Raw genomic sequence first — 21,665 nt, 5'->3', positions numbered from 1 at the left:
GATGCTTAACATGAAAGAGCAGTACAGCAAGGAAGTGGTACCTGCCCTGCAGAAAGAGTTCGGTTTCAAGAACGTCATGCAGGTGCCGCGTATCGAGAAAATTACCCTGAACATGGGTGTCGGCGAAGCGGTTGGTGACAAAAAGCTGATTGAGAATGCTGTGGCAGATCTAGAGCGCCTGGCAGGTCAAAAAGTTGTTGTTACTACAGCGCGTAAGTCCGTTGCGGGTTTCAAAATCCGTGAAGGATGGCCGATCGGTTGTAAAGTTACCCTGCGCGGTGAGCGTATGTGGGATTTCTTTGATCGCCTGGTTCACATTGCGGTTCCCCGTATTCGTGACTTCCGTGGTCTTAATCCCAAGTCCTTTGACGGGCGCGGTAACTACAGCATGGGTGTGCGTGAGCAGATCATCTTTCCAGAGATCGAGTACGACAAAGTCGACAAGATCCGCGGGCTGGATATCACCATTACCACCAGTGCCCGTACCGACGACGAAGGTCGCGAGCTGCTGAAAGCTTTCGGCTTCCCGTTCAAGAAATAAAGGAACGAGAGTAATGGCTAAGGTTTCAATGAAAAACCGTGAGCTGAAGCGCGAACAAACCGTTGCGAAGTTTGCAGCGAAGCGCGCTGAGCTCAAGGCGATTATCAAGAACCCAAATACCAGCGATGATGACCGTTGGGATGCACAGATGAAGCTCCAGCAGCTTCCTCGTGATGCTTCTCCATCGCGTCTTCGTAATCGTTGCCAGGTGACTGGTCGTCCCCATGGCGTTCTGCGCAAGTTCGAACTTTCACGGATTAAACTCCGTGAGTACGGCATGCGTGGCGACGTTCCGGGCCTGACCAAGGCAAGCTGGTAAGATAGGTATCCTGGCTTAGGTCAGGATGTCTGTTGGTAAGCGGTGCGGCGCGCCGCTGCACAACTAAAAAGATCAGGAGCCTCATACCAATGAGCATGCAAGACACGCTTGCGGATATGGTAACCCGTATTCGCAACGCACAGATGGCATCGAAAGCAGACGTTACGATGCCGTCTTCAAAGATGAAGATCTCAGTAGCCCAGGTTCTCAAAGACGAAGGCTATGTTGCAGATTTTTCCGTTACAGCCGATGTTAAGCCTGAGTTGACTATCACGCTCAAGTATTTCGGTGGTAAGCCGGTTATTGAACAGATCAAGCGGGTTAGCCGCCCAAGTCTGCGTCAGTACAAAGGCGCTGGGGAACTGCCGAAGGTATCCGGTGGTTTAGGAGTCGCGATAGTCTCTACGTCCAAGGGCGTTATGACTGACCGCGCCGCACGAGCTGCTGGCGTGGGTGGCGAAGTCATCTGCACCGTATTCTAGGAGAATCACATGTCCAGGGTTGCCAATAATCCTGTCGTGCTGCCTTCCGGTGTTGAGGTTAAGCTGAACGGCCAGGAAATTAGTGTTAAGGGCTCCAAAGGAGCTCTTGAATTTTCGATTCACCAAGCGGTTGAAGTAAAACAGGAAGAGAATCTTCTGCGTTTTGCTGCTCGCGATGGTGCCCAAAAGTCCCGCGCTCTTGCTGGTACAACCCGCGCGCTGGTCAACAATATGGTGACCGGTGTATCCGCAGGCTTCGAGCGTAAGCTCCAGCTCGTCGGTGTTGGTTATCGGGCCCAAGCGCAAGGTACGAAGCTCAATTTGACTCTGGGTTTTTCTCACCCGGTTTCCTATGAGCTGCCCGAGGGGATTACCGTTGAAACTCCGTCCAATACGGAAGTAGTTATTCGCGGTATCGACAAGCAACAGGTTGGCCACGTCGCTGCGGAAATCCGCGCGTTCCGTCCGCCCGAGCCTTATAAGGGCAAAGGTGTTCGGTATGCGGATGAGCAGGTAAGACGCAAAGAAGCCAAGAAGAAATAAGGCGGGACTATGAGCGCGAATAACGAAAGATTGCGTCGCGCACGCAAAGTGCGCATGAAGATCCGTGAGCTGGGTACGACACGTTTGTGCGTTCACCGCACTCCGCGTCACATGTACGCCCAGGTTACGACAGCAGATGGCAGTCAGGTTTTAGCCACTGCCTCCACGTTGGATAAGGAATTGCGCCAGGGTGCAACCGGTAACGTGGATGCCGCCAAGAAGGTTGGTCAGCTTATCGCTGAGCGTGCCAAGGCGGCAGGTGTGGAGCAGGTAGCATTTGACCGCTCCGGTTACCGTTATCATGGACGCGTACAGGCTTTGGCCGATGCGGCCCGTGAAGCTGGCTTGCAATTCTAAGAGGTGGAGAAGATGAGCGTTAACGATCAGAAGGCGCCTGAGCTCCAGGAAAAGCTGGTTCAGGTGAATCGCGTTGCTAAAGTGGTCAAGGGCGGTCGCGTTTTTGCGTTCACCGCGCTGAGCGTTGTCGGTGACGGAAAAGGACGCGTTGGCTTTGGTCGCGGTAAGGCACGTGAGGTGCCTGTAGCGATTCAGAAGGCGATGGAAGCTGCACGTAAGAACATGGTAGATATTCCGCTTGACGGTACTACCCTGCAGTACGCAGTGCGGGCCCAACATGGTGGCTCCAAGGTGTACATGCAGCCAGCGTCTGAAGGTACAGGAATCATTGCCGGTGGTGCAATGCGTGCTGTGTTGGAGGTTGCAGGGGTTCAGAACGTACTGTCCAAGTGTTACGGGTCTACCAACCCGGTGAACGTGGTACGTTCCACCATCAAGGGTCTTCAGGCGACACAGGCGCCTGAGGATATTGCAGCCAAGCGCGGTAAATCCGTCGAAGAAATTCTGGGTTGAAGTCATGGCGAACGCAAATACGATCAAAGTAACTCTGACCCGCAGCCCAATCAGCTGCCAGCCTAAGCACAAGCTTTGTGTGAAGGGCCTGGGTCTTCGTAAAATCGGTCACACCGTTGAAGTAGAAGATACTCCTTCTATTCGCGGCATGATCAACCGGGTAGATTACCTGGTTCGGGTTGAGGAGAACTAAGATGCGTCTGAACGAGCTTAGTCCAGAACCCGGTTCACGTCCCGCCGCCAAGCGTGTTGGTCGTGGTATCGGTAGCGGCTTCGGTAAAACCGGCGGTCGCGGTCACAAGGGTCTGAAATCCCGTTCCGGTGGCAGTGTTGCCCCTGGTTTCGAGGGTGGTCAGCAGCCTTTGGCTCGTCGTCTGCCGAAGTTTGGCTTTACATCGCGTCAACAGCGCTATGTTGCCGAGATTCGATTGAACGAGTTGGCCAAGGTTGAAGGCGATATTGTGGATCTTGCAGCGCTTAAGAAGGCTGACATCATCCGCGAAGAAATTCGCGAAGCTAAGGTTATTCTGTCCGGCGAACTTGACCGCGCAGTAACTGTAAAGGGACTTCGTGTAACCAAAGGCGCGCGCGAGGCAATTTCTGCCGCGGGTGGCAAAGTCGAAGACTAAGGCGAGTCGAGGACTAAATGGCGAAGAACGCATCATTGCCTGCGGGCGCGGGAAAAGGACTTGCTGAGCTGAAATCCAGGCTCTGGTTTGTCTTCCTGGCATTGCTGGTGTACCGGATCGGTGCCCACATCCCGGTGCCAGGAATAAACCCCGACCGTTTGGCGGCACTGTTCGAACAGAATCAGGGCACGATCCTGAGTATGTTCAACATGTTCTCAGGTGGTGCGCTCGAGCGCATGAGTATCTTCGCTCTCGGTATCATGCCGTATATCTCCGCCTCGATTATCATGCAGCTCATGACTGCGGTAAGTCCGCAGCTTGAGCAGCTGAAAAAAGAGGGTGAGGCTGGACGTCGTAAGATAAGCCAGTATACGCGGTACGGTACGGTTCTCCTGGCTCTGGTTCAGGGTTTTGGTATTTCTGTTGGTCTTGCCTCTCAAGGCGTCACCTTTAACGATAGTTTCAGCTTTCACTTTGTGGCGGTTGTGTCTTTTGTCAGTGGTGCAGTCTTCATGATGTGGCTAGGTGAGCAGATTACTGAGCGTGGTGTCGGTAACGGCATCTCCCTGCTGATTTTTGCAGGTATTGTTGCTGGGCTTCCCGGCGCAATAGGCCAGACTCTGGAGCAGGCTCGTAACGGTGAAATGAGCCTGTTGGTGGTTCTGGGTATCGGCATTCTTGCTATTGCAGTAGTGGGCTTCGTGGTCTTCATGGAGCGTGGTCAGCGGCGTTTGACTATCAACTATGCAAAACGGCAGCAAGGCCGCCGGGTATTTGCCCAGCAATCCAGTCATTTGCCTTTGAAAGTGAATATGGCCGGGGTTATCCCGCCCATCTTTGCTTCGTCCATTCTGCTGTTCCCGGCTTCCCTCGGGCAGTGGTTTGGTCAGGGCGAAGGCATGGAGTGGCTCAGTGATATTTCCCAGGCATTGGCGCCAAGCCAACCGTTATACATTATTCTGTTTGCAGCAGCGGTGGTATTCTTCTGCTTCTTCTATACAGCCTTGATGTATAACCCGAAAGAAGTTGCGGATAATCTCAAGCGCTCTGGCGCATTTATACCGGGCATTCGTCCGGGCGATCAGACAGCCAAATATATTGATGGCGTTCTGACTCGTCTGACCCTGTTCGGTGCAATGTACATTGCAGCAGTTTCTCTGTTCCCTCAGTTTCTGATGGTGGCCGGGAATGTTCCGTTCTATCTGGGCGGCACCTCACTGCTGATTGTTGTAGTCGTGGTGATGGATTTCATGGCGCAGGTTCAGTCGCACCTGATGTCGCATCAGTATGAATCGCTGATGAAGAAGTCCAATCTCAAGGGCTATGGACGGAACGGGTAACACCCGTTCCCCTTGAAAACTGGAGTCGACAATGAAAGTACGCGCTTCGGTAAAGAAAATTTGCCGTAACTGCAAAGTAATTCGTCGCAATGGCTCAGTAAGAGTCATTTGCTCGGAGCCTCGCCACAAGCAGCGTCAGGGCTAATTCCTTCGGGAACTAACCTGGTTGCAAAAGAGGTTCGTAATGATGGCGCTTGACTCGATGCCGAGTCAGGCGCTATTATTTCGCGCCCCATTTTTGTGGCGGAAAATTCACACAGCAAAGCTTTGAACGCGGAGTAATTTGGATGGCACGTATAGCCGGTGTCAATATACCCGATCACAAACATGCTGTTATCTCGCTGACCTACATCTTTGGTGTTGGCAAGACAACAGCCCAGAAGCTTTGCGATGCAACCGGTGTTAAGCCGGACGTCAAGGTCAAAGACCTGTCCGACGAGCAACTTGAGACACTTCGTACTGAAGTGGGTAAGGTAATCGTTGAAGGCGATCTGCGTCGTGAAGTACAGATGAACATTAAGCGTTTGAAGGATCTCGGATGTCACCGTGGTCTGCGCCACCGTCATGGACTTCCAGTCCGTGGTCAGCGCACCAAGACCAACGCACGCACCCGTAAAGGTCCTCGCAAACCTATTCGTAAGTAACAGGTAGGCAAACATGGCAAAGCCAGGTACACGTACCCGTAAAAAGGTGAAAAAGACCGTTGTTGATGGCGTCGCGCACATACACGCGTCCTTCAACAACACGATCGTGACCATTTCTGACCGTCAGGGCAACGTCCTGTCCTGGGCCACCTCTGGTGGTTCTGGTTTTCGTGGGTCACGTAAGAGCACACCTTTTGCTGCGCAGGTAGCAGCTGAAAGAGCCGGTAACGCGGCTGCTGAATACGGCCTTAAAAACCTGGACGTAGAGGTTAAGGGTCCCGGGCCCGGACGTGAGTCTGCAGTTCGTGCATTGAATTCGTGCGGCTACAAGATCACTAACATCACAGATGTGACGCCGATTCCCCATAACGGCTGTCGTCCGCCTAAAAAGCGCCGCGTCTAACACAGGAGACAGTGAATTATGGCTCGTTATATAGGCCCGAAGTGCAAACTGTCTCGTCGTGAAGGGACAGATCTTTTTCTGAAGAGCGGTGTTCGCGCGCTGGATTCCAAGTGCAACATCGAGACTCCACCAGGTATGCACGGCGCACGTCGCAGCCGTCTGTCTGAATATGGCGTTCAGCTTCGTGAAAAGCAGAAGGTTCGTCGTATTTACGGTGTACTGGAAAAGCAATTCCGCAACTATTACAAAGAGGCGGCTCGTTTGAAGGGTGCAACGGGTGAGAACCTGCTGCAACTTCTTGAGACGCGTCTTGACAACGTTGCATACCGCATGGGTTTTGGTTCTACCCGTGCTGAATCCCGACAGCTCGTCTCTCACAAGGCGATTCTGGTTAACGACAAGGTAGTGAATATTCCTTCCTACAAAGTCAAGCCAGGCGATGTTGTGAGCGTGCGTGAGAAAGCCAGAAACCAGTTGCGTGTTAAAGGCGCTCTGGAACTTTCTGCAAGCCGTGCACCGGTGAGCTGGGTAGAGGTCGACGCCACTAAGATGTCCGGCGTTTACAAGTCAGTGCCTGAGCGTACTGAATTGCCGGCCGACATCAACGAGAACCTCATCGTCGAGCTTTACTCCAAGTAAAGCCTGATAAGCAACGATAGTAGATAGGGGCGTCTATGCAGCGTTCAGTACAAGAGTTATTGACACCTCGTACCATTGACGTGAAGGAATCCAGTGCGATGCGCGCCAAAGTTACTCTGGAGCCTCTTGAAAGAGGTTTTGGACATACTTTGGGAAGTGCGCTGCGCCGCATTCTCTTGTCTTCGATGCCGGGCTGCGCTGTTACTGAAGCGCAGATCGACGGTGTCTTGCACGAGTACAGCGCGATTGAAGGTGTCCAGGAAGACGTCATTGAGATTCTTCTGAATCTCAAAGGCGTTGCTGTCAAAATGAACGGTCGGGACGACACTGAGCTAACCCTCAGCAAGAAAGGCCCGGGCGTCGTTACAGCTGGTGATATCAAGCTGGATCACGACGTTGAGATTTCCAACCCGGATCATGTGATCTGTCACCTGAGTGAAAAGGGTGAAGTGAACATGCGTCTGCGTGTTGCTCGCGGTCGCGGCTATGAGCCGGCTGATCAGCGTGGTCTCGACGAAGATGAAACCCGCGCCATCGGCCGTCTGCAGCTGGATGCAACCTTCAGTCCGGTTCGCCGTGTAGCCTACTCAGTGGAAAGTGCACGGGTAGAGCAGCGTACCGATCTGGACAAGCTGGTTATTGATTTGGAGACCAATGGAACCATCGATCCGGAAGAAGCAATTCGCCGGGCAGCGACCATTCTCCAGCAGCAACTGGCAGTATTTGTCGATTTTGATCATGAAAAAGAGCCTGAGCGTGTAGAGGAAGAGGAAGAAATTGATCCGATTCTGCTGCGTCCGGTTGATGATCTTGAATTGACGGTACGTTCGGCTAACTGCTTGAAGGCTGAAAATATTTACTACATCGGTGATCTGATCCAGCGCACAGAAGTTGAGCTGTTGAAGACGCCTAACCTTGGTAAGAAGTCGCTCACCGAGATCAAGGACGTTTTGGCGTCCCGTGGTTTGTCTCTGGGAATGCGTCTTGATAACTGGCCACCGGCTAGCCTTCGTGGCGACGACCGGGTTCTGGGCGGTTGATTGCCGATTAGTTTAAGGTAAGGAATCAGAGCAATGCGTCATCGTAAGAGTGGTCGTAAGTTCAGCAGGACCAGTGCGCATCGCAAGGCCATGTTTCGTAACATGACTGCGTCACTGGTTGGTCATGAGCTGATTAAAACAACGCTGCCGAAAGCCAAAGAGCTTCGTCGTGTAGCCGAGCCTTTGATCACGCTCGCCAAAGTAGATTCGGTAGCGAATCGTCGTCTGGCGTTTTCTCGCCTGCGCGACGACGCGGCGGTAGCCAAGCTGTTTAATGAGCTTGGTCCCCGTTACAACGAGCGTCCGGGTGGTTACCTTCGTATTCTGAAGTGTGGCTTCCGTGCTGGCGACAATGCCCCTATGGCATTCGTTGAGCTGGTAGGTCGTCCGTTGGACATCGAAGCAGAAGAAGTGGACGAAGGCGACGAGTAATATCGTTCGCTAGCCCACGAAAAAAGCCGGGTGCCGTAAGGTTCCCGGTTTTTTTGTGTCTAAAATTTGGTGGTTGATTCGGTGTTTCCTGCGTAGGGGGCTGGCCTGGGGTGGTGGGTTCATTTTCTTTGGAAAAATAACTTGCCTCGCTCAGACATCTTTTTCCGGCAGAAAATGAACCCGCCACCCCAGGCCGAACATACTTTGTGCTAGTTTCCTTTTTGGCCCAGCATTGGTTTCAGGTAGCGACCGGTATGGGACGCAGGGTTTTCCGCAACCTCCTCAGGCGTACCTTCTGCAATGATTTGACCGCCTCCGGAACCGCCTTCCGGGCCCAGATCGATAACCCAGTCTGCGGTTTTTATTACATCCAGGTTGTGCTCGATAACCACTATGGTGTTGCCGTGATCACGCAGGCGTTGGAGTACGTGTAGCAGTTGCTGGATGTCGTAGAAATGCAATCCCGTAGTTGGTTCGTCGAGTATGTACAGGGTTTTGCCTGTGTCACGCTTTGAGAGCTCTTTGGCAAGCTTTACGCGTTGGGCCTCGCCACCAGATAGGGTGACTGCGCTCTGCCCAAGGCGGATGTAGGAGAGGCCTACATCGATGAGCGTTTGCAGCTTTCTGGCCAGGAAAGGTACGGCATCGAAAAACTCCCGTCCTTCTTCTACCGTCATGCTTAACACTTCATTGATGTTCTTGCCTTTGTAGCGAACTTCGAGAGTCTCTCGGTTATAGCGTTTGGCTTTGCATACGTCGCAGGGAACGTACACGTCTGGTAGGAAGTGCATTTCTACCTTGATCATGCCGTCGCCTTGGCAAGCTTCGCAGCGGCCACCTTTGACGTTGAACGAGAAACGCCCCGGTTTGTAACCCCGTGAACGAGCTTCCTGGGTTCCAGCGAAGAGTTCGCGGATTGGGGTGAACAGGCCGGTGTAGGTAGCCGGGTTGGAGCGAGGCGTTCGGCCGATTGGGCTTTGATCTATGTCGATCACTTTGTCCAACTGGTCGAGGCCGGTTAGCCCTCTGTATGGCGCGGCGCTCAGGCTGGTTGCTTTGTTCAGCTTGGCGGCGGCGACCGGGTAGAGCGTGCTGTTTATCAAAGTTGATTTTCCGGAGCCTGAGACGCCGGTTATACAGGTCATGATGCCCAAGGGTAGTGCCAGCGTGACATCTTGCAGGTTGTTGCCAGTGGCGCCTGTCAGTGTGAGAGTTTCACCATTACCCCTGTGTCGGATAGCCGGTATGGCTATTTCTTTGACTCCGCTGAGGTATTGGCCGGTCAGCGAGTCCGGATTGGCAAGAATGTCAGCAGGGGTGCCTTGGGCGATTATCTGGCCCCCATGAACTCCGGCGCCAGGCCCGATGTCGATAACATGGTCAGCAGCCCGAATCGCGTCTTCATCATGTTCGACAACGATGACGGTGTTGCCCAGGTCGCGAAGGTGGGTAAGGGTGCTCAACAGCCGATCATTGTCCCGCTGATGAAGCCCGATGGAGGGTTCATCCAATATGTACATGACCCCTACGAGGCCGGCGCCGATCTGGCTCGCGAGCCTGATTCGTTGGGCCTCGCCGCCAGACAGGGTGTCTGCGCTGCGCTCCAGTGTCAGATATTCAAGTCCCACGTTTACCAAAAACTGCAGGCGCTGGCGTACTTCCTTGGTAATTTTTTCGGCGATCTCGCCTTTGCGGCCGGGTAGGGCGAGCCCGTCGAAATAGGTATAGGCTTCGCCGATAGGAAGGCGTGTGAGGTCGGATATGTTGTGATTTTCAATAAATACGTGGCGAGCGCTGCGCCTAAGTCGTGAGCCGCCGCATTCCTTGCAAGGCTGGGTGCTGAGGTGCCTTGCCAGTTCCTCGCGCACACTTTGGGAATCCGTTTCCCGGTAACGGCGTTCGAGGTTTGGAATAATGCCCTCGAAGGAATGGGCGCGCTCCATGATCTGGCCGCGGGAATTTACATAACGAAATGGAATTTCGTCAGTGCCTGATCCAAACAAAAGCATCGTTCTGAAGTCTTCAGGGAGTTCCTCCCAGGGTGTTTCAAGATCTATCCTGTAGTGCTCTGCTATGTTACCCAGCATCTGGAAGTAATAGACCGCCCGTCGATCCCAGCCTTTGATAGCGCCGGCTGCAAGCGTGGATTCCGGGTGCTGTACGATTTTTTCGGCATCAAAAAACTGTTTAACGCCCAGTCCGTCGCAGGTAGGGCAAGCTCCCGCCGGGTTGTTGAAGGAAAACAGCTTGGGTTCGAGTTCGCTTAGCGCGTAACCGCACTGTGTGCAGGCGTATTTCGCTGAGAAGGTCTGTTCCTCTCCTTCGCTGCCTGTGTCGGCATCCATTGGTGCAACCAGCGCGATGCCATCGGCAAGACCCAGCGCCGTTTCAAAACTCTCAGCCAGTCGCTGTTCCTGTCCGGGCTTTACCTTGAAGCGGTCGACTACCACGTCAATCTGGTGTTTACGTTTTTTGTCGAGTGCCGGCACATCATCAATGTCGTAAACGATTCCATCGACTCGCAATCGGATAAATCCCTGGCTGCGCATGGTCTCAACAACCTGCAGGTGTTCACCTTTACGATCGCGGATCACCGGCGCAAGGATCATGAGCTTGCTGTCCTCGGGCATCGCCAGCACTTGATCCACCATCTGGCTGACGGTCTGGGCTTCGAGGGCTTGCCCGTGCTCCGGGCATCGGGGTTCGCCCGCGCGGGCGAACATCAGCCGCAGGTAGTCGTAGATTTCAGTAATTGTGCCGACTGTCGAGCGAGGGTTGTGGGATGTGGACTTCTGCTCGATAGAGATGGCAGGTGAAAGCCCTTCGATGTGGTCTACATCGGGTTTCTCCATCATCGACAAAAATTGGCGAGCGTAGGTGGACAAGGATTCCACATAGCGTCGCTGCCCTTCAGCGTACAGCGTATCGAATGCCAGGGACGACTTGCCTGAGCCTGACAGCCCGGTGATGACGATCAGTTTGTCCCTCGGGATATCCAGGTCGATGTTCTTCAGGTTGTGGGTACGTGCCCCTTTGATCTGGATATGATCCATAACACCTCTCGTAGAGAAAAAACGGGAATTATACCGTGTTACGCCGGCTGCGGCGAAAGTGTCGGTAAGTGGTAGCTGTGCCTCGCTGGGGAACCTTCTGTTACAATGCGCCGCCTGCGAAAAATATGTTCTTTTGCATGATTATGCTTGAAGCCCAGAGGGGGGAGCCTACTGCCATGAATTCGCTGGAAAAACGCTCCGTATTTGCGCTGGCGTCAGTGTATGCCGTGCGCATGCTCGGGTTGTTCATGATCATGCCCGTGTTTATGTTGCTGGGTGACGGCCTGGAGGGCGCCACTCCTGCACTGTTAGGCTTTGCCATCGGCGCTTATGGGCTGAGCCAGGCCCTGCTGCAGATTCCATTTGGTCTGCTTTCAGATCGTGTGGGCCGCAAGCGCATGATCTATATCGGACTGCTTCTGTTCGCGGCTGGCAGCATACTGGCAGGTTCCGCAGATTCAATATACGTTGTTATTGCTGGGCGGATTCTTCAGGGCGCCGGGGCTATTGCCAGTGTTCTCATGGCACTGCTCAGTGACCTTACCCGAGAAGAGCAACGAACCAAAGCCATGGCCACGGTTGGCATCTCAATTGGCCTGTCATTTTCTGTTTCTCTAGTAGTTGGCCCCTTGCTGGGTTCCGTTTGGGGGCTGTCGGGAATTTTCTACGCCACCGCTGCGTTGGCCATGGTAGCTCTGCTTATTGTGAGTCGCGTGGTGCCTACACCCCATCAACACAAGGTCAGTGCTGATACTCATCCCGCGAAAGCCATGTTGGGGCGGGTTTTGTCTGATAAGCGCCTTCTACGGCTCGATTTCGGTATTTTCGCTCTGCACCTGGTGCTTACTTCGTTGTTTTTGGTTTTTCCTTCGGTGTTGCAGAATCAGCTTGGGCTTGCCAGCGGCTCACATTGGTGGTTTTACCTGAGTGTGATGATCACCTCATTTTTTGCCATGGTGCCCTTTATCATTATTGGCGAGAAAAAGCGCATGATGAAGCCTGTGCTCTGTGGCGCTATTGCGCTCCTTGTCGTGGCGACGGCGGGGCTTTCCAAAGTGTCTGCTGGCCTTGTCTTCGCCTGGGTTGTGATGTTTTTCTTTTTTATGGCCTTTAATTTGTTGGAGGCAAGCCTACCTTCGCTGATCAGTAAAGAAGCGCCGGCGGCCAGCAAGGGAACGGCTATGGGCGTGTATTCTACCTCTCAGTTTTTGGGCGCCTTCATGGGTGGAGCCTTTGGTGGCTACCTGCTGCAGCAGGTTGGAATTGAAGGGGTTGTCTGGTTTATGGTGGCCATTTTGGGGCTATGGTTACTGGTCGCTTTGACCATGCCTGCGCCGGGTCACACCTCAGGTTTCGTGGTACAGTTGCGGGATATGGTCGGCGACCAGTACGACGTTGTTGATGGCAGTCTGCGCCGCCTACCCGGTGTGCAGGATGTGGTCATTATTGAGAATGCTGCCACGGCCTATCTTAAGGTGGACCGACAGCACTTTGATGAGACATTACTTGCGGATTTTCCATTCGTCCGGCAGGGTAATAATTCTTGAAATCCGGAGGCTCGCAAGGAGTGCGAGTGTCGCTGAAAACAGAATCAGGAGCAGAACATGGCAAGAGGCGTAAACAAAGTTATTCTTATCGGGAATCTCGGGCAGGATCCGGATACTCGTTACACCCCGAACGGCAACGCCGTGGTGAACCTGACTCTTGCGACGGATGAGAGCTACAAGGATCGCCAGACAGGTCAGATGGTCCCAAAAACCGAATGGCACCGCATTGTCATGTTTGGAAAAATTGCCGAAATTGCCGGGCAGTACCTGCGGAAAGGCTCCAAAGTCTATATCGAAGGCAAGCTGCAGACGCGCAAATGGCAGAACAAGGAAGGCCAGGATGTTTACACCACTGAGGTGGTCGTCGACATTAATGGTCAGATGCAGATGCTGGATAGTCGTAGTGGTGGCGAAGGTGGTATGAGCCAAGGGGCACCTGCCGGGCGCCCTCAGCAGCAATCAGCACCTGCTGCGCAGGCCCAGAATACCCCCCCGCAGTCCGGTGCCTATAACCAAGGTTATAATCAGGGTCAAAACCAGGGCCAGCCAGCACAGGGCAGCAGTATGCCAGAGCCGGTAGATGATTTTGACGATGATATCCCGTTCTAGCTTCCAGTAGTTTTGCTTTGTAAAGAGAAACGGCTACTCAGGTAGCCGTTTTTAGTTTTTGTAAGTCTAGTCTTCTTCGGTGCGATCCATGCCCAGCTCATTGATTTTACGAGTCAGGGTATTTCGTCCCCAGCCAAGGAGGACCGAGGCGTCCCGACGCTTTCCGCCTGTGTATTCCAGCGCTGTCTCGATCATGATTTTTTCAAATTCCGGCATGGCGGATTCGAGAATGGCTGTTTCTCCTCGTCTCAGTTCCTGATGAGCCCAGTTCTTTAGTCCTTCCTGCCAAGTAGCACCAGCCATGGGCTGCTCGCCCTGGTGGCGCAGTTCGGGAGGCAGATCATTAATATGCACCTCGCGCCCACTGGCCATCACCGTTAGCCACCGGCAAACATTCTCAAGCTGTCGTACGTTACCGGGCCAAGGCAAGGTGGTGAGGTAACTCTGTGTTTCTGGCCGCAGAATTTTTGGTTCAACCTTCAGTTCATTAGCGGCCCGCTGCAAAAAATGCTGCATAAGCCGGTGGATATCTTCGCGGCGCTCGGCCAGTTTCGGTAGGTGCACGCGAATAACGTTCAGTCGATGGAAGAGGTCTTCCCGGAATTCCCCCGACTCTACGAGTTTCTCCAGATTCTGGTGGGTGGCGGCGATGATGCGCACATCTACCTTGACGGGTGTGGTACCCCCAACCCGATAAAACTCGCCGTCAGCCAGAACTCGTAGTAGGCGGGTTTGCGTGTCGCCAGGCATATCGCCAATTTCATCAAGAAACAGTGTGCCGCCGTTAGCCTGCTCGAATCGCCCTTGACGTATAGCCGAGGCGCCGGTGAAGGCGCCTTTCTCATGGCCGAAGAGTTCAGATTCTATAAGGTCTCTGGGAATCGCCGCCATATTCAGGGCAATGAAAGGAAGCTGTGCCCTTGGGCTGTGGTTGTGCAGGGCTTGAGCAACCAGCTCTTTGCCTGTTCCGCTTTCACCATTGATCAGAACAGTGATGTTGGAGTGTGAGAGCCGACCTATAGCACGAAAAACTTCCTGCATGGCAGGGGCTTCACCGATGATTTCTGTGCTGTGTTGAAGGGCTTCTGTTTTTGGTTTTGAGTCCGCTCGCCGTTCATGGCTGTGAGCCACAGCTCGCATTGCCAGTGCAACGGCATCGTCCACGTCAAAGGGCTTTGGGAGGTACTCGAAAGCCCCGGTCTGATAGCTGGTGACCGCGCTTTCCAGGTCAGAGTGAGCCGTCATGATGATAACGGGTATGTCCGGATAAGCTTCCGTAATTCGTAACAGCAGCGCGATGCCGTCTATGCCGGGCATGCGGATGTCGCTGATAATGGCGTCGGGCTGCTCCTGCTCCAGCCGCTTCATGATGGTCTCGCCGCTCTCGAAAACGGTGGGCTGCAATCCAGCTTGGACGAGGGCGCGCTCCAGCACCCAGCGAATGCTCCGATCGTCATCGACGATCCAGACCTTGGCGGATTTCTGGTTCATGTGGTGCTCTCCAGAGGCAGGAAGATAATGAAGTCAGTCTGGCCCGGCTCACTCTCGCACTCAACCAGCCCATGGTGTTGGCCGATAATACTTTGTGTAATGGATAGCCCGAGCCCAGTGCCATTGGCGCGACCGCTGATCATCGGATAGAAAATATTCTGGCGCAGCTCGGGCGCAATCCCCGGTCCGTTGTCGATGATGTCTACCCGGCACGCAAGGCGGTGGCGGTTGGGGCCAATGGACACCTGTCTAAGGGCGCGCGTGCGAAACGTAATGGTGGGAGTTTTGTCATCGCCAAAGTGTTTGGCAGGGCTTTCAAATACCGCTTCCATGGCATTGCGGGCAATGTTGAGAAACGCCTGAATCAGCAGCTCTTTGTCCCCGGAAAGTTCGGGCAGGCTAGGGTCGTAATCTCGTTGGAATACTACTCCGCCTTTGCTCTCAGCTTCCAGCAGAGTGCGTACACGCTCAAGGATTTCATGGATGTTGATTGGTGCCAGCTTCAGGGCTTTGTTGGGGCCAAGCATGCGATCAACCAAGCTGCGTAAGCGGTCGGCCTCATCAATGATTACCCGGGTATATTCCCGGAGGTCTTCGCTGCCCAATTCCCGGTCAAGCAGTTGTGCAGCGCCGCGAATCCCTCCAAGAGGGTTCTTTATTTCATGGGCCATGCCCCGCACCAGGATGCGAGTGGTTTCCTGCTGGGCGATTAGATCTTCTTCTCGACTTATACGCAGCAGGCGATCCCTGGGCTGAATTTCTACCAGTAATACTGCGGGTGTTTGCTCCAGAGGCGATACAGAGTAGTCCACCATTCGCAGAGAGCCGCTGGCCATAAGGAATTCGGTTTCCCGGCGAGTGTAAGATTGGTTGGTCATCGCTGCTTTGCGCAGGGTCTTAAAGGCCTCATCCGAACCTAGCAGGATGTCACTGAGTGCAAGGCCCGCGCTACGAGTCAGGCTGGTTTCAAACAGGTTTTCGGCGGCAGGGTTCAGGTAGCGTATTGTCAGATTGCGCTCCAGCACAATGACTGCTGTGGAGAGGTTGTCCAGCATGTTTTTGAACTGGTTTGCAGATGCTGGCAGGTGTTCCATGGGTGCGTCCTGTTGGCTAAGGCAAGATAGGTTGGGGTGGCGCTTGGCCAGTAACTCCCTGGGCCCTTTCTGGCCGCAATAACAGAGTGCAGCAAAAATCGAACCAATTTCGATAAGTTGATGACTGAGTGTTTAAACCTGCGTCCCAAGGCGCTGTGGCGGCCTGTGAGTGGGGGTGGCCAAAGCAACAGAGGAGCGGACAGGTCGACGTATTACGTCTCTGCTATCCGCGTTATTGTTGCACTATTGCTGCGCGGGCGCACCAAAATGGTGCGTTCGCGTCAGTTCTGAAGAGAGGGGCGGTGAATGGTAAAGCGTATAGGGCTGCCGGTTTTAATCTGAACGCCGTTTCTGTCCACAATATGAATCCCGGCCTCATGTGTGCCGCGAAACACGTTGCGAACGGTGACAGAGCCAGACGCGCTCTGGCCAACGGGCTGACCATCCAGAGTTACTTCATATTTGTGGCCAGATGCAAGCCCGGGTGAGCTGCTCATTTCGAACTGCACGTCGCCGTTGCCAGAGTGGAATGCCTGGTCGTTTTCAGGGTATGTGAAAGAAACGCTCTCGTATATGGAGCCTTCCCGCTTCACTTCTTCTCGCAGCTTGTCGGTTTCCTGAACATTCTGCGGTTTTGGGAGGGTGATGGTTGTCACTGGCTTCACCTTGACCTTTTCAGCACCTTTCGAGGGCTCATCGGAGAAAGTGACATTGCCTTGCGCATCCACGTTGCGGTACACCTCTGCGGTGACCTGCCCTGAGATCAGGAGCATCAGCCCCGCGGTGATTCCAAGCGTTGATTTCATAAGTGCAGCCTGCAGTAATATGTAGTCTGATTATCAATGGCCGGGCGGGCCTTTTCAATGCGGCGGTGGGGAGATGATGATTACATATCGTTAAGAGCTGCGGTGTTGTGTCGAGGATCACAAAATCTCGCTACAAAAAAGCCCCGCTTGTGAGAGCGGGGCTTTTGCTAGGACTATTCAGTGCCAGTGCAGCTTTTAGTGGGCTGCGGTTAGACTTTTAGCACGAATAGTAGAGTTCGAACTCAACCGGGTGAGTAGTCATGTTGATACGCTCAACTTCACCGCGCTTCAGGTCAATGTAGCCCTGAATCATATCTTCTGTAAATACTCCACCACGGGTCAGGAACTCATGGTCTGCTTTCAAGGCGTCCAGGGCTTCCTGCAGTGTCTCTGCCACTTTGGGGATGCTTAGCGCCTCTTCTTTCGGCAGGTCGTACAGATCCTTGTCCATGGCGTCGCCAGGGTGAATCTTGTTCTGGATACCATCAAGGCCGGCCATCATCAGCGCAGCAAACGCCAGGTATGGGTTGGCAGCCGGATCAGGGAAGCGCACTTCCACACGGCGTGCTTTCGGGCTGGTGACATACGGAATACGGATGGATGCAGAGCGGTTGCGCGCAGAATAAGCCAGCATGACTGGCGCTTCGTAATGGGGAACCAGGCGCTTATAGCTGTTTGTGGCCGGGTTGGTGAACGCGTTCAAGGCTTTGGCGTGTTTGATGATCCCGCCAACGTAGAACAGCGCCATTTCACTCAGGCCCGCATAGCTGTCGCCTGCAAACAGGTTTTTGCCGTCTTTGTTCAAGCTCATGTGGACGTGCATGCCTGAGCCGTTATCACCGACTACCGGCTTGGGCATGAAGGTCGCAGTTTTGCCGTAGGCGTGGGCAACGTTGTGTACGCAGTACTTAAGAATTTGAACTTCGTCTGCTTTTTTGGTCAGTGTGTTTGGGCCAACACCGATTTCACACTGGCCAGCTGTTCCCACTTCATGGTGGTGTACTTCAATAACCAGGCCCATGGATTCCATAGCTGCGCACATTGCGCCCCGCAGGTCGTGCAGACTGTCGACGGGTGGTACGGGGAAATAACCGCCTTTCACACCAGGGCGGTGGCCGATGTTGTTGCCATTAAAGTCGTCGCCGGAAACCCAGGCCGCTTCTTCAGAGTGAAGCGAATACATGGAGCCCTGCATATCGGTTTTCCACTTGGCCGAATCGAAAACGAAAAATTCCGGCTCCGGGCCAAACAGCGCGCCGTCTGCGATGCCTGTGGATTTCAGGTATTCCTCTGCCCGGCGGGCAACAGAGCGTGGGTCCCGCTCATAGCCTTGCATGGTAGAAGGCTCAACAATGTCGCAGGTGATGTTGACGGTGCTTTCTTCGGTGAAGGGGTCAAGTACGGAGCTGCTGTCATCCGGCATCAGGATCATGTCGGATTCGTTGATGCCTTTCCAGCCGGCAATGGAGGAGCCGTCAAATATCTTGCCTTCGGCGAAGAAGTCTTCGTTGACTTCAGTTGCAGGTATGGTGACGTGCTGCTCTTTACCGCGGCTGTCGGTGAAGCGCATATCAACCCACTTCACTTCGTGCTCTTTGATCAAATCAACTGTCTTGGACATGTGCGTGCTCCGTATGTATTCCCGCACCGCGGGCGTATTCGTGATCTTTGTTCCGGATCGCTCTGTGGGGCTTAACTCCGGTCTGGTATACAGGTCTGCGCAGCTTAACAAAAGCTGTTGGTTCTTACCTTCACATTTGCGCTGAGCAGAAGGTTTAAAAAACCTGATAGGTGGATTAAAGCAAGGCTCTTGCCAGTTTTGAGTGGTTGTCCAGGATCTGAACATTTATGGCGTCTTTGGGCGGTACTCGGAGATGGCGGCGACGGGAGCGATTGGCTTAACGGGCATGATGTGCGCCATAATGGTGCGCATGGCGAGGCTGGCTCGCCATTCTGCACCAAGTTGGTGCGATGGGATCGCTTCGTGAAATTGATTAAGAAATAGGCGTTCTTCTGCATATAAACGGTGCAGTGTTTTCGATATACTGCGCGCCGCTTCATTTTCTCTGCGTGGGTCCAGGCTATCAGCTCGGGCACGACATGCAGGGCGCTGGGCCGCCAGGTTGCAGTGGATGAATCCATTTTACAGATTTGAGATGGCGTGTGCGGGGTTGTCCCTGAATGGCTTTCTTGGATCATTGAGTGCATTTCTCAGGAATAAATTTGTGATTGAAAAACTTCGTAATATCGCCATTATCGCCCACGTTGACCATGGTAAGACCACGCTTGTAGACAAACTGCTGCGTCTGTCCGGCACCCTGGATCGCAAAGAGCTCGAGAACGAGCGCGTCATGGATTCCAACGACCAGGAAAAAGAGCGGGGCATTACTATTCTTGCCAAAAACACCGCCCTTAAGTGGAATGGCTACGACATCAATATTGTTGACACCCCTGGGCACGCGGATTTTGGCGGCGAAGTGGAACGAGTGATGAGCATGGTTGATTGCGTGCTGCTGGTGGTAGATTCCATCGACGGCCCCATGCCCCAGACCCGCTTTGTAACCCAAAAGGCTTTTGCAGCCGGGCTTCGCCCAATTGTGGTTGTGAACAAGGTTGACCGCCCGGGCGCGCGCCCGGATTGGGTTGTAGACCAGGTTTTCGATCTGTTTGACAGCCTCGGTGCAACCGATGAGCAGCTGGATTTCCCGATTGTTTATGCCAGCGCCCTGAACGGTGTAGCCGGCCTGGACCATGAGGATCTGGCAGACAATATGGATGCCGTATTCCAGGCAATTGTTGATCACGTGCCCGCGCCGTCTGTTGATCCGGAAGGTCCCTTTCAGATGCAGATATCCCAGCTCGATTACAGCAGCTTTCTTGGTGTGATCGGTATTGGTCGTATTGCACGTGGAAAGATTACAACCAACTCGCCAGTCGTTGCGATTGGTGCTGATGGCAAGAAGCGCCAGGGCCGTATCCTCAAGATTATGGGGCATTCCGGTTTGCAGCGAGTGGAAGTACAAGAAGCCCAGGCTGGCGACATTGTGTGCGTAAGTGGCCTGGATCAGCTTTACATCTCAGACACCTTGTGTGACATGAACAACGTTGAGGCGCTGCCTCCGTTGACCGTAGATGAGCCTACTGTATCCATGACATTCCAGGTTAACGACTCGCCCTTCTGCGGTAAGGAAGGCAAGTTTGTGACCAGTCGGAACATCAAGGATCGCCTTGAGAAGGAATTGCTGCACAACGTTGCCCTGCGTGTAGAAGAAGGCGACTCGGCAGATAAGTTCAAGGTATCCGGGCGTGGTGAACTGCATCTTTCGGTTCTGATTGAAAACATGCGCCGCGAAAACTTTGAGCTGGCCGTGGGTCGCCCGGAAGTGGTCATCAAGGAAGTGGATGGCGAGAAGCAAGAGCCGTACGAGAATGTTATTGTTGATATCGAAGAGCAGCATCAGGGCTCTTTGATGGAGCAAATGGGTCTGCGTAAGGGCGATCTCACCAATATGGTGCCGGATGGCAAGGGCCGCATGCGCCTTGAGTACACCATTCCTGCCCGTGGGCTTATCGGCTTCCGTAACAGCTTCCTGACCATGACCTCCGGTACGGGTATTCTTACCTCAACCTTCAGCCATTACGGGCCGATCAAGAGCGGTGACGTTACAAGTCGCCAGAACGGTGTGTTGGTGTCTATGGCTACAGGTACAGCGCTGACTTACTCGTTGGAGACTCTCCAGAGCCGTGGCAAGCTTTTCCTCGACCCGGGTCAGGATATCTATGAAGGACAGCTTTGCGGGATACATAGCCGCGAGAACGACTTGGTGATTAACCCCACCAAGGGTAAGAAGCTGGACAACATGCGTGCCTCCGGCAAGGACGAAGTCATTGGCTTGGTGCCGCCGATCAAGTTTACCCTCGAACAGGCGCTGGAATTTATTGATGACGATGAGTTGGTTGAAGTAACGCCAAAATCTATTCGTCTGCGTAAGAAGCACCTTACCGAAAACGAGCGCAAGCGCGCGAATAAGAAGTAAGGCTTACGTTCTGAATCAGGCCGGCGCTGGTAACACAGCCCCGGCCTTTTTTTGGCCTCCGGAATATGCAAAGTCAACCGGTGCCCGCTTATCTCGGCTACACTATCTTCGACCCTAAACTGATCAGCGGAGCTCCCCATGCTTACCCTGTACCCGGACATCAAACCATACGCGAAGCACCGGCTGGCGGTGGAAGAGCCCCATGAGCTGTATGTTGAGGAAAGTGGCAATCCGGAGGGGATTCCCGTTCTCTTTGTTCATGGCGGCCCTGGAGGAGGGTGCGAGGATTACCACCGCAGATTCTTTGATGCAGAGCGTTTTCGGGTCATTCTTGTGGATCAGCGCGGAGCTGGTCGCTCCACACCCCTGGCGGAACTTGAGGGGAACAGCACCGACAAGCTGGTTCAAGATATGGAAACCATTCGCGAATTCCTGGGGATTGAGCGCTGGCTGTTGTTTGGAGGGAGTTGGGGTTCGACTCTCAGCCTTGTGTACGCCCAAGCCCATGCTGATCGGGTTATAGGGCTTGTGCTCCGGGGTGTTTTTCTGTGCCGCCCACGGGATATTTCCTGGTTCTATCAGGACGGTGCAAGCCGTGTGTTTCCGGACTACTGGCAGGAATTTGAGGCCCCAATACCTGAGGAAGAGCGCAGCGATATGGTAAGTGCATATTACCGTAGGCTGACCAGCACTAACGAATTGGAGCAGATGCAGGCTGCGAAGGCTTGGTCTTTGTGGGAAGGCCGCTGCGCTACGTTACACCCGAATCCGCGGGTTGTTGAGCATTTTGGCCATCCGCATGTTGCCATCGCACTGGCGCGAATCGAGTGTCACTATTTCATGAATGCTGCGTTTCTGGAAGATAACCAGATTGTAAGAAATGCGCACAAGCTTCGGGATATACCCGCCATTATTGTCCATGGCCGCTATGACATGGTGTGCCCGTTGGATAATGCGCTTGCCCTCAGCAATGCGTGGCCCGAAGCGGAGCTGCGAATCATCCGCGAAGCCGGGCATTCAGCATCCGAGCCTGCCATTGTGGATGCGCTTCTGCGGAGTGTTGATGAGGTGATTGCAAGAGCGGATAAAAATACCGGCTGATGCTAGCCGTTAGTCGGGGTTGCGAGAATTCGCAAGCATGGCTAC

24 protein-coding genes are annotated in these 21,665 nt (G+C 53.8%); 19 read left to right on the top strand and 5 right to left on the bottom strand.

Annotation, left to right across the window (positions count from 1 at the left end; genetic code table 11):
- Position 1: 1 nt before the first annotated feature.
- From rplE to rplQ, 15 genes are all read left to right on the top strand, one after another.
- Entirely contained in the window at positions 2-541 is a 540-nt protein-coding gene (gene rplE, locus RG807_RS16255) for a 50S ribosomal protein L5 (RefSeq protein ID WP_100641171.1), read from the top strand.
- A gap of 13 nt (positions 542-554) precedes the next feature.
- Complete coding sequence (gene rpsN / locus RG807_RS16250) at positions 555-860, top strand: 30S ribosomal protein S14 (RefSeq protein WP_041341451.1); 306 nt, start codon at positions 555-557, stop codon at positions 858-860.
- Between the two features lie 89 nt (positions 861-949).
- On the top strand, positions 950-1,342 hold the full coding sequence (gene rpsH / locus RG807_RS16245) for a 30S ribosomal protein S8 (protein ID WP_200204920.1): 393 nt from the start codon (positions 950-952) through the stop codon (positions 1,340-1,342).
- 9 nt (positions 1,343-1,351) lie between these two features.
- Positions 1,352-1,885 carry a 50S ribosomal protein L6 gene (gene rplF / locus RG807_RS16240; protein WP_200204919.1) on the top strand — a complete coding sequence of 178 codons (534 nt, stop codon included), beginning with the start codon at positions 1,352-1,354 and terminating at the stop codon, positions 1,883-1,885.
- Between the two features lie 9 nt (positions 1,886-1,894).
- Positions 1,895-2,242 (top strand): 50S ribosomal protein L18, encoded by a 348-nt coding sequence (gene rplR / locus RG807_RS16235; protein WP_100641175.1) that lies wholly within the window; start codon positions 1,895-1,897, stop codon positions 2,240-2,242.
- Between the two features lie 12 nt (positions 2,243-2,254).
- Positions 2,255-2,755, top strand: coding sequence for a 30S ribosomal protein S5 (gene rpsE / locus RG807_RS16230; RefSeq protein ID WP_144780214.1), 501 nt, complete (start codon positions 2,255-2,257; stop codon positions 2,753-2,755).
- Between the two features lie 4 nt (positions 2,756-2,759).
- Positions 2,760-2,948 carry a 50S ribosomal protein L30 gene (gene rpmD, locus RG807_RS16225; protein WP_309045826.1) on the top strand — a complete coding sequence of 63 codons (189 nt, stop codon included), beginning with the start codon at positions 2,760-2,762 and terminating at the stop codon, positions 2,946-2,948.
- A gap of 1 nt (position 2,949) precedes the next feature.
- Positions 2,950-3,384, top strand: a complete 435-nt coding sequence (rplO, locus tag RG807_RS16220; RefSeq protein WP_309045825.1) for a 50S ribosomal protein L15 — start codon at positions 2,950-2,952, stop codon at positions 3,382-3,384.
- 17 nt (positions 3,385-3,401) lie between these two features.
- On the top strand, positions 3,402-4,724 hold the full coding sequence (gene secY, locus RG807_RS16215) for a preprotein translocase subunit SecY (protein ID WP_100641179.1): 1,323 nt from the start codon (positions 3,402-3,404) through the stop codon (positions 4,722-4,724).
- 31 nt (positions 4,725-4,755) lie between these two features.
- A complete protein-coding gene (gene rpmJ, locus RG807_RS16210; protein ID WP_008174902.1) occupies positions 4,756-4,869 on the top strand; it encodes a 50S ribosomal protein L36 in 114 nt (37 codons plus the stop codon).
- Positions 4,870-5,011: 142 nt separating this feature from the next.
- Entirely contained in the window at positions 5,012-5,368 is a 357-nt protein-coding gene (gene rpsM, locus RG807_RS16205; RefSeq protein WP_200204915.1) for a 30S ribosomal protein S13, read from the top strand.
- Between the two features lie 13 nt (positions 5,369-5,381).
- Positions 5,382-5,771, top strand: a complete 390-nt coding sequence (rpsK, locus tag RG807_RS16200) for a 30S ribosomal protein S11 (protein ID WP_044387623.1) — start codon at positions 5,382-5,384, stop codon at positions 5,769-5,771.
- A gap of 18 nt (positions 5,772-5,789) precedes the next feature.
- The gene (rpsD, locus tag RG807_RS16195) at positions 5,790-6,410 is read left to right on the top strand and encodes a 30S ribosomal protein S4 (protein WP_298453361.1); all 621 of its coding nucleotides are present in this window, start codon (positions 5,790-5,792) and stop codon (positions 6,408-6,410) included.
- A 35-nt stretch (positions 6,411-6,445) separates the two neighbouring features.
- The gene (locus RG807_RS16190; protein ID WP_200204913.1) at positions 6,446-7,450 is read left to right on the top strand and encodes a DNA-directed RNA polymerase subunit alpha; all 1,005 of its coding nucleotides are present in this window, start codon (positions 6,446-6,448) and stop codon (positions 7,448-7,450) included.
- 33 nt (positions 7,451-7,483) lie between these two features.
- Complete coding sequence (gene rplQ, locus RG807_RS16185; protein ID WP_200204912.1) at positions 7,484-7,882, top strand: 50S ribosomal protein L17; 399 nt, start codon at positions 7,484-7,486, stop codon at positions 7,880-7,882.
- Positions 7,883-8,091: 209 nt separating this feature from the next.
- Here rplQ and uvrA read toward each other — a convergent pair whose 3' ends face one another.
- The gene (gene uvrA, locus RG807_RS16180; RefSeq protein ID WP_309045824.1) at positions 8,092-10,935 is read right to left on the bottom strand and encodes an excinuclease ABC subunit UvrA; all 2,844 of its coding nucleotides are present in this window, start codon (positions 10,933-10,935) and stop codon (positions 8,092-8,094) included.
- A gap of 176 nt (positions 10,936-11,111) precedes the next feature.
- On the opposite strand from uvrA, the gene RG807_RS16175 reads away from it, so the two are divergent.
- Together RG807_RS16175 and ssb are read left to right on the top strand one after the other, a co-directional pair.
- Positions 11,112-12,482 (top strand): MFS transporter, encoded by a 1,371-nt coding sequence (locus RG807_RS16175; protein WP_309045823.1) that lies wholly within the window; start codon positions 11,112-11,114, stop codon positions 12,480-12,482.
- A 57-nt stretch (positions 12,483-12,539) separates the two neighbouring features.
- A complete protein-coding gene (gene ssb / locus RG807_RS16170; protein ID WP_309045822.1) occupies positions 12,540-13,091 on the top strand; it encodes a single-stranded DNA-binding protein in 552 nt (183 codons plus the stop codon).
- Positions 13,092-13,157: 66 nt separating this feature from the next.
- On the opposite strand, the gene glnG is transcribed toward ssb, so the two are convergent.
- From glnG to glnA, 4 genes are all read right to left on the bottom strand, one after another.
- Positions 13,158-14,582 carry a nitrogen regulation protein NR(I) gene (gene glnG, locus RG807_RS16165; RefSeq protein WP_309045821.1) on the bottom strand — a complete coding sequence of 475 codons (1,425 nt, stop codon included), beginning with the start codon at positions 14,580-14,582 and terminating at the stop codon, positions 13,158-13,160.
- The gene (gene glnL / locus RG807_RS16160; protein ID WP_309045820.1) at positions 14,579-15,676 is read right to left on the bottom strand and encodes a nitrogen regulation protein NR(II); all 1,098 of its coding nucleotides are present in this window, start codon (positions 15,674-15,676) and stop codon (positions 14,579-14,581) included. The genes glnG and glnL overlap by 4 nt, the downstream gene beginning before the upstream one ends.
- A 281-nt stretch (positions 15,677-15,957) precedes the next feature.
- Positions 15,958-16,482 carry a DUF4124 domain-containing protein gene (locus tag RG807_RS16155; RefSeq protein ID WP_309045819.1) on the bottom strand — a complete coding sequence of 175 codons (525 nt, stop codon included), beginning with the start codon at positions 16,480-16,482 and terminating at the stop codon, positions 15,958-15,960.
- A 217-nt stretch (positions 16,483-16,699) separates the two neighbouring features.
- Positions 16,700-18,103, bottom strand: a complete 1,404-nt coding sequence (gene glnA / locus RG807_RS16150; protein ID WP_309045818.1) for a glutamate--ammonia ligase — start codon at positions 18,101-18,103, stop codon at positions 16,700-16,702.
- A gap of 604 nt (positions 18,104-18,707) precedes the next feature.
- On the opposite strand from glnA, the gene typA reads away from it, so the two are divergent.
- Both typA and pip read left to right on the top strand, forming a co-directional pair.
- Positions 18,708-20,519 (top strand): translational GTPase TypA, encoded by a 1,812-nt coding sequence (gene typA, locus RG807_RS16145; RefSeq protein WP_309045817.1) that lies wholly within the window; start codon positions 18,708-18,710, stop codon positions 20,517-20,519.
- A 138-nt stretch (positions 20,520-20,657) separates the two neighbouring features.
- Entirely contained in the window at positions 20,658-21,620 is a 963-nt protein-coding gene (pip, locus tag RG807_RS16140) for a prolyl aminopeptidase (protein ID WP_309045816.1), read from the top strand.
- The last annotated feature ends 45 nt before the right edge of the window (positions 21,621-21,665 follow it).

Origin of the sequence: Marinobacter sediminicola (genome assembly GCF_031157525.1) — a bacterium.
Lineage (GTDB): Bacteria > Pseudomonadota > Gammaproteobacteria > Pseudomonadales > Oleiphilaceae > Marinobacter > Marinobacter sediminicola.
This window is presented reverse-complemented; position numbering and strand designations above follow the sequence as displayed.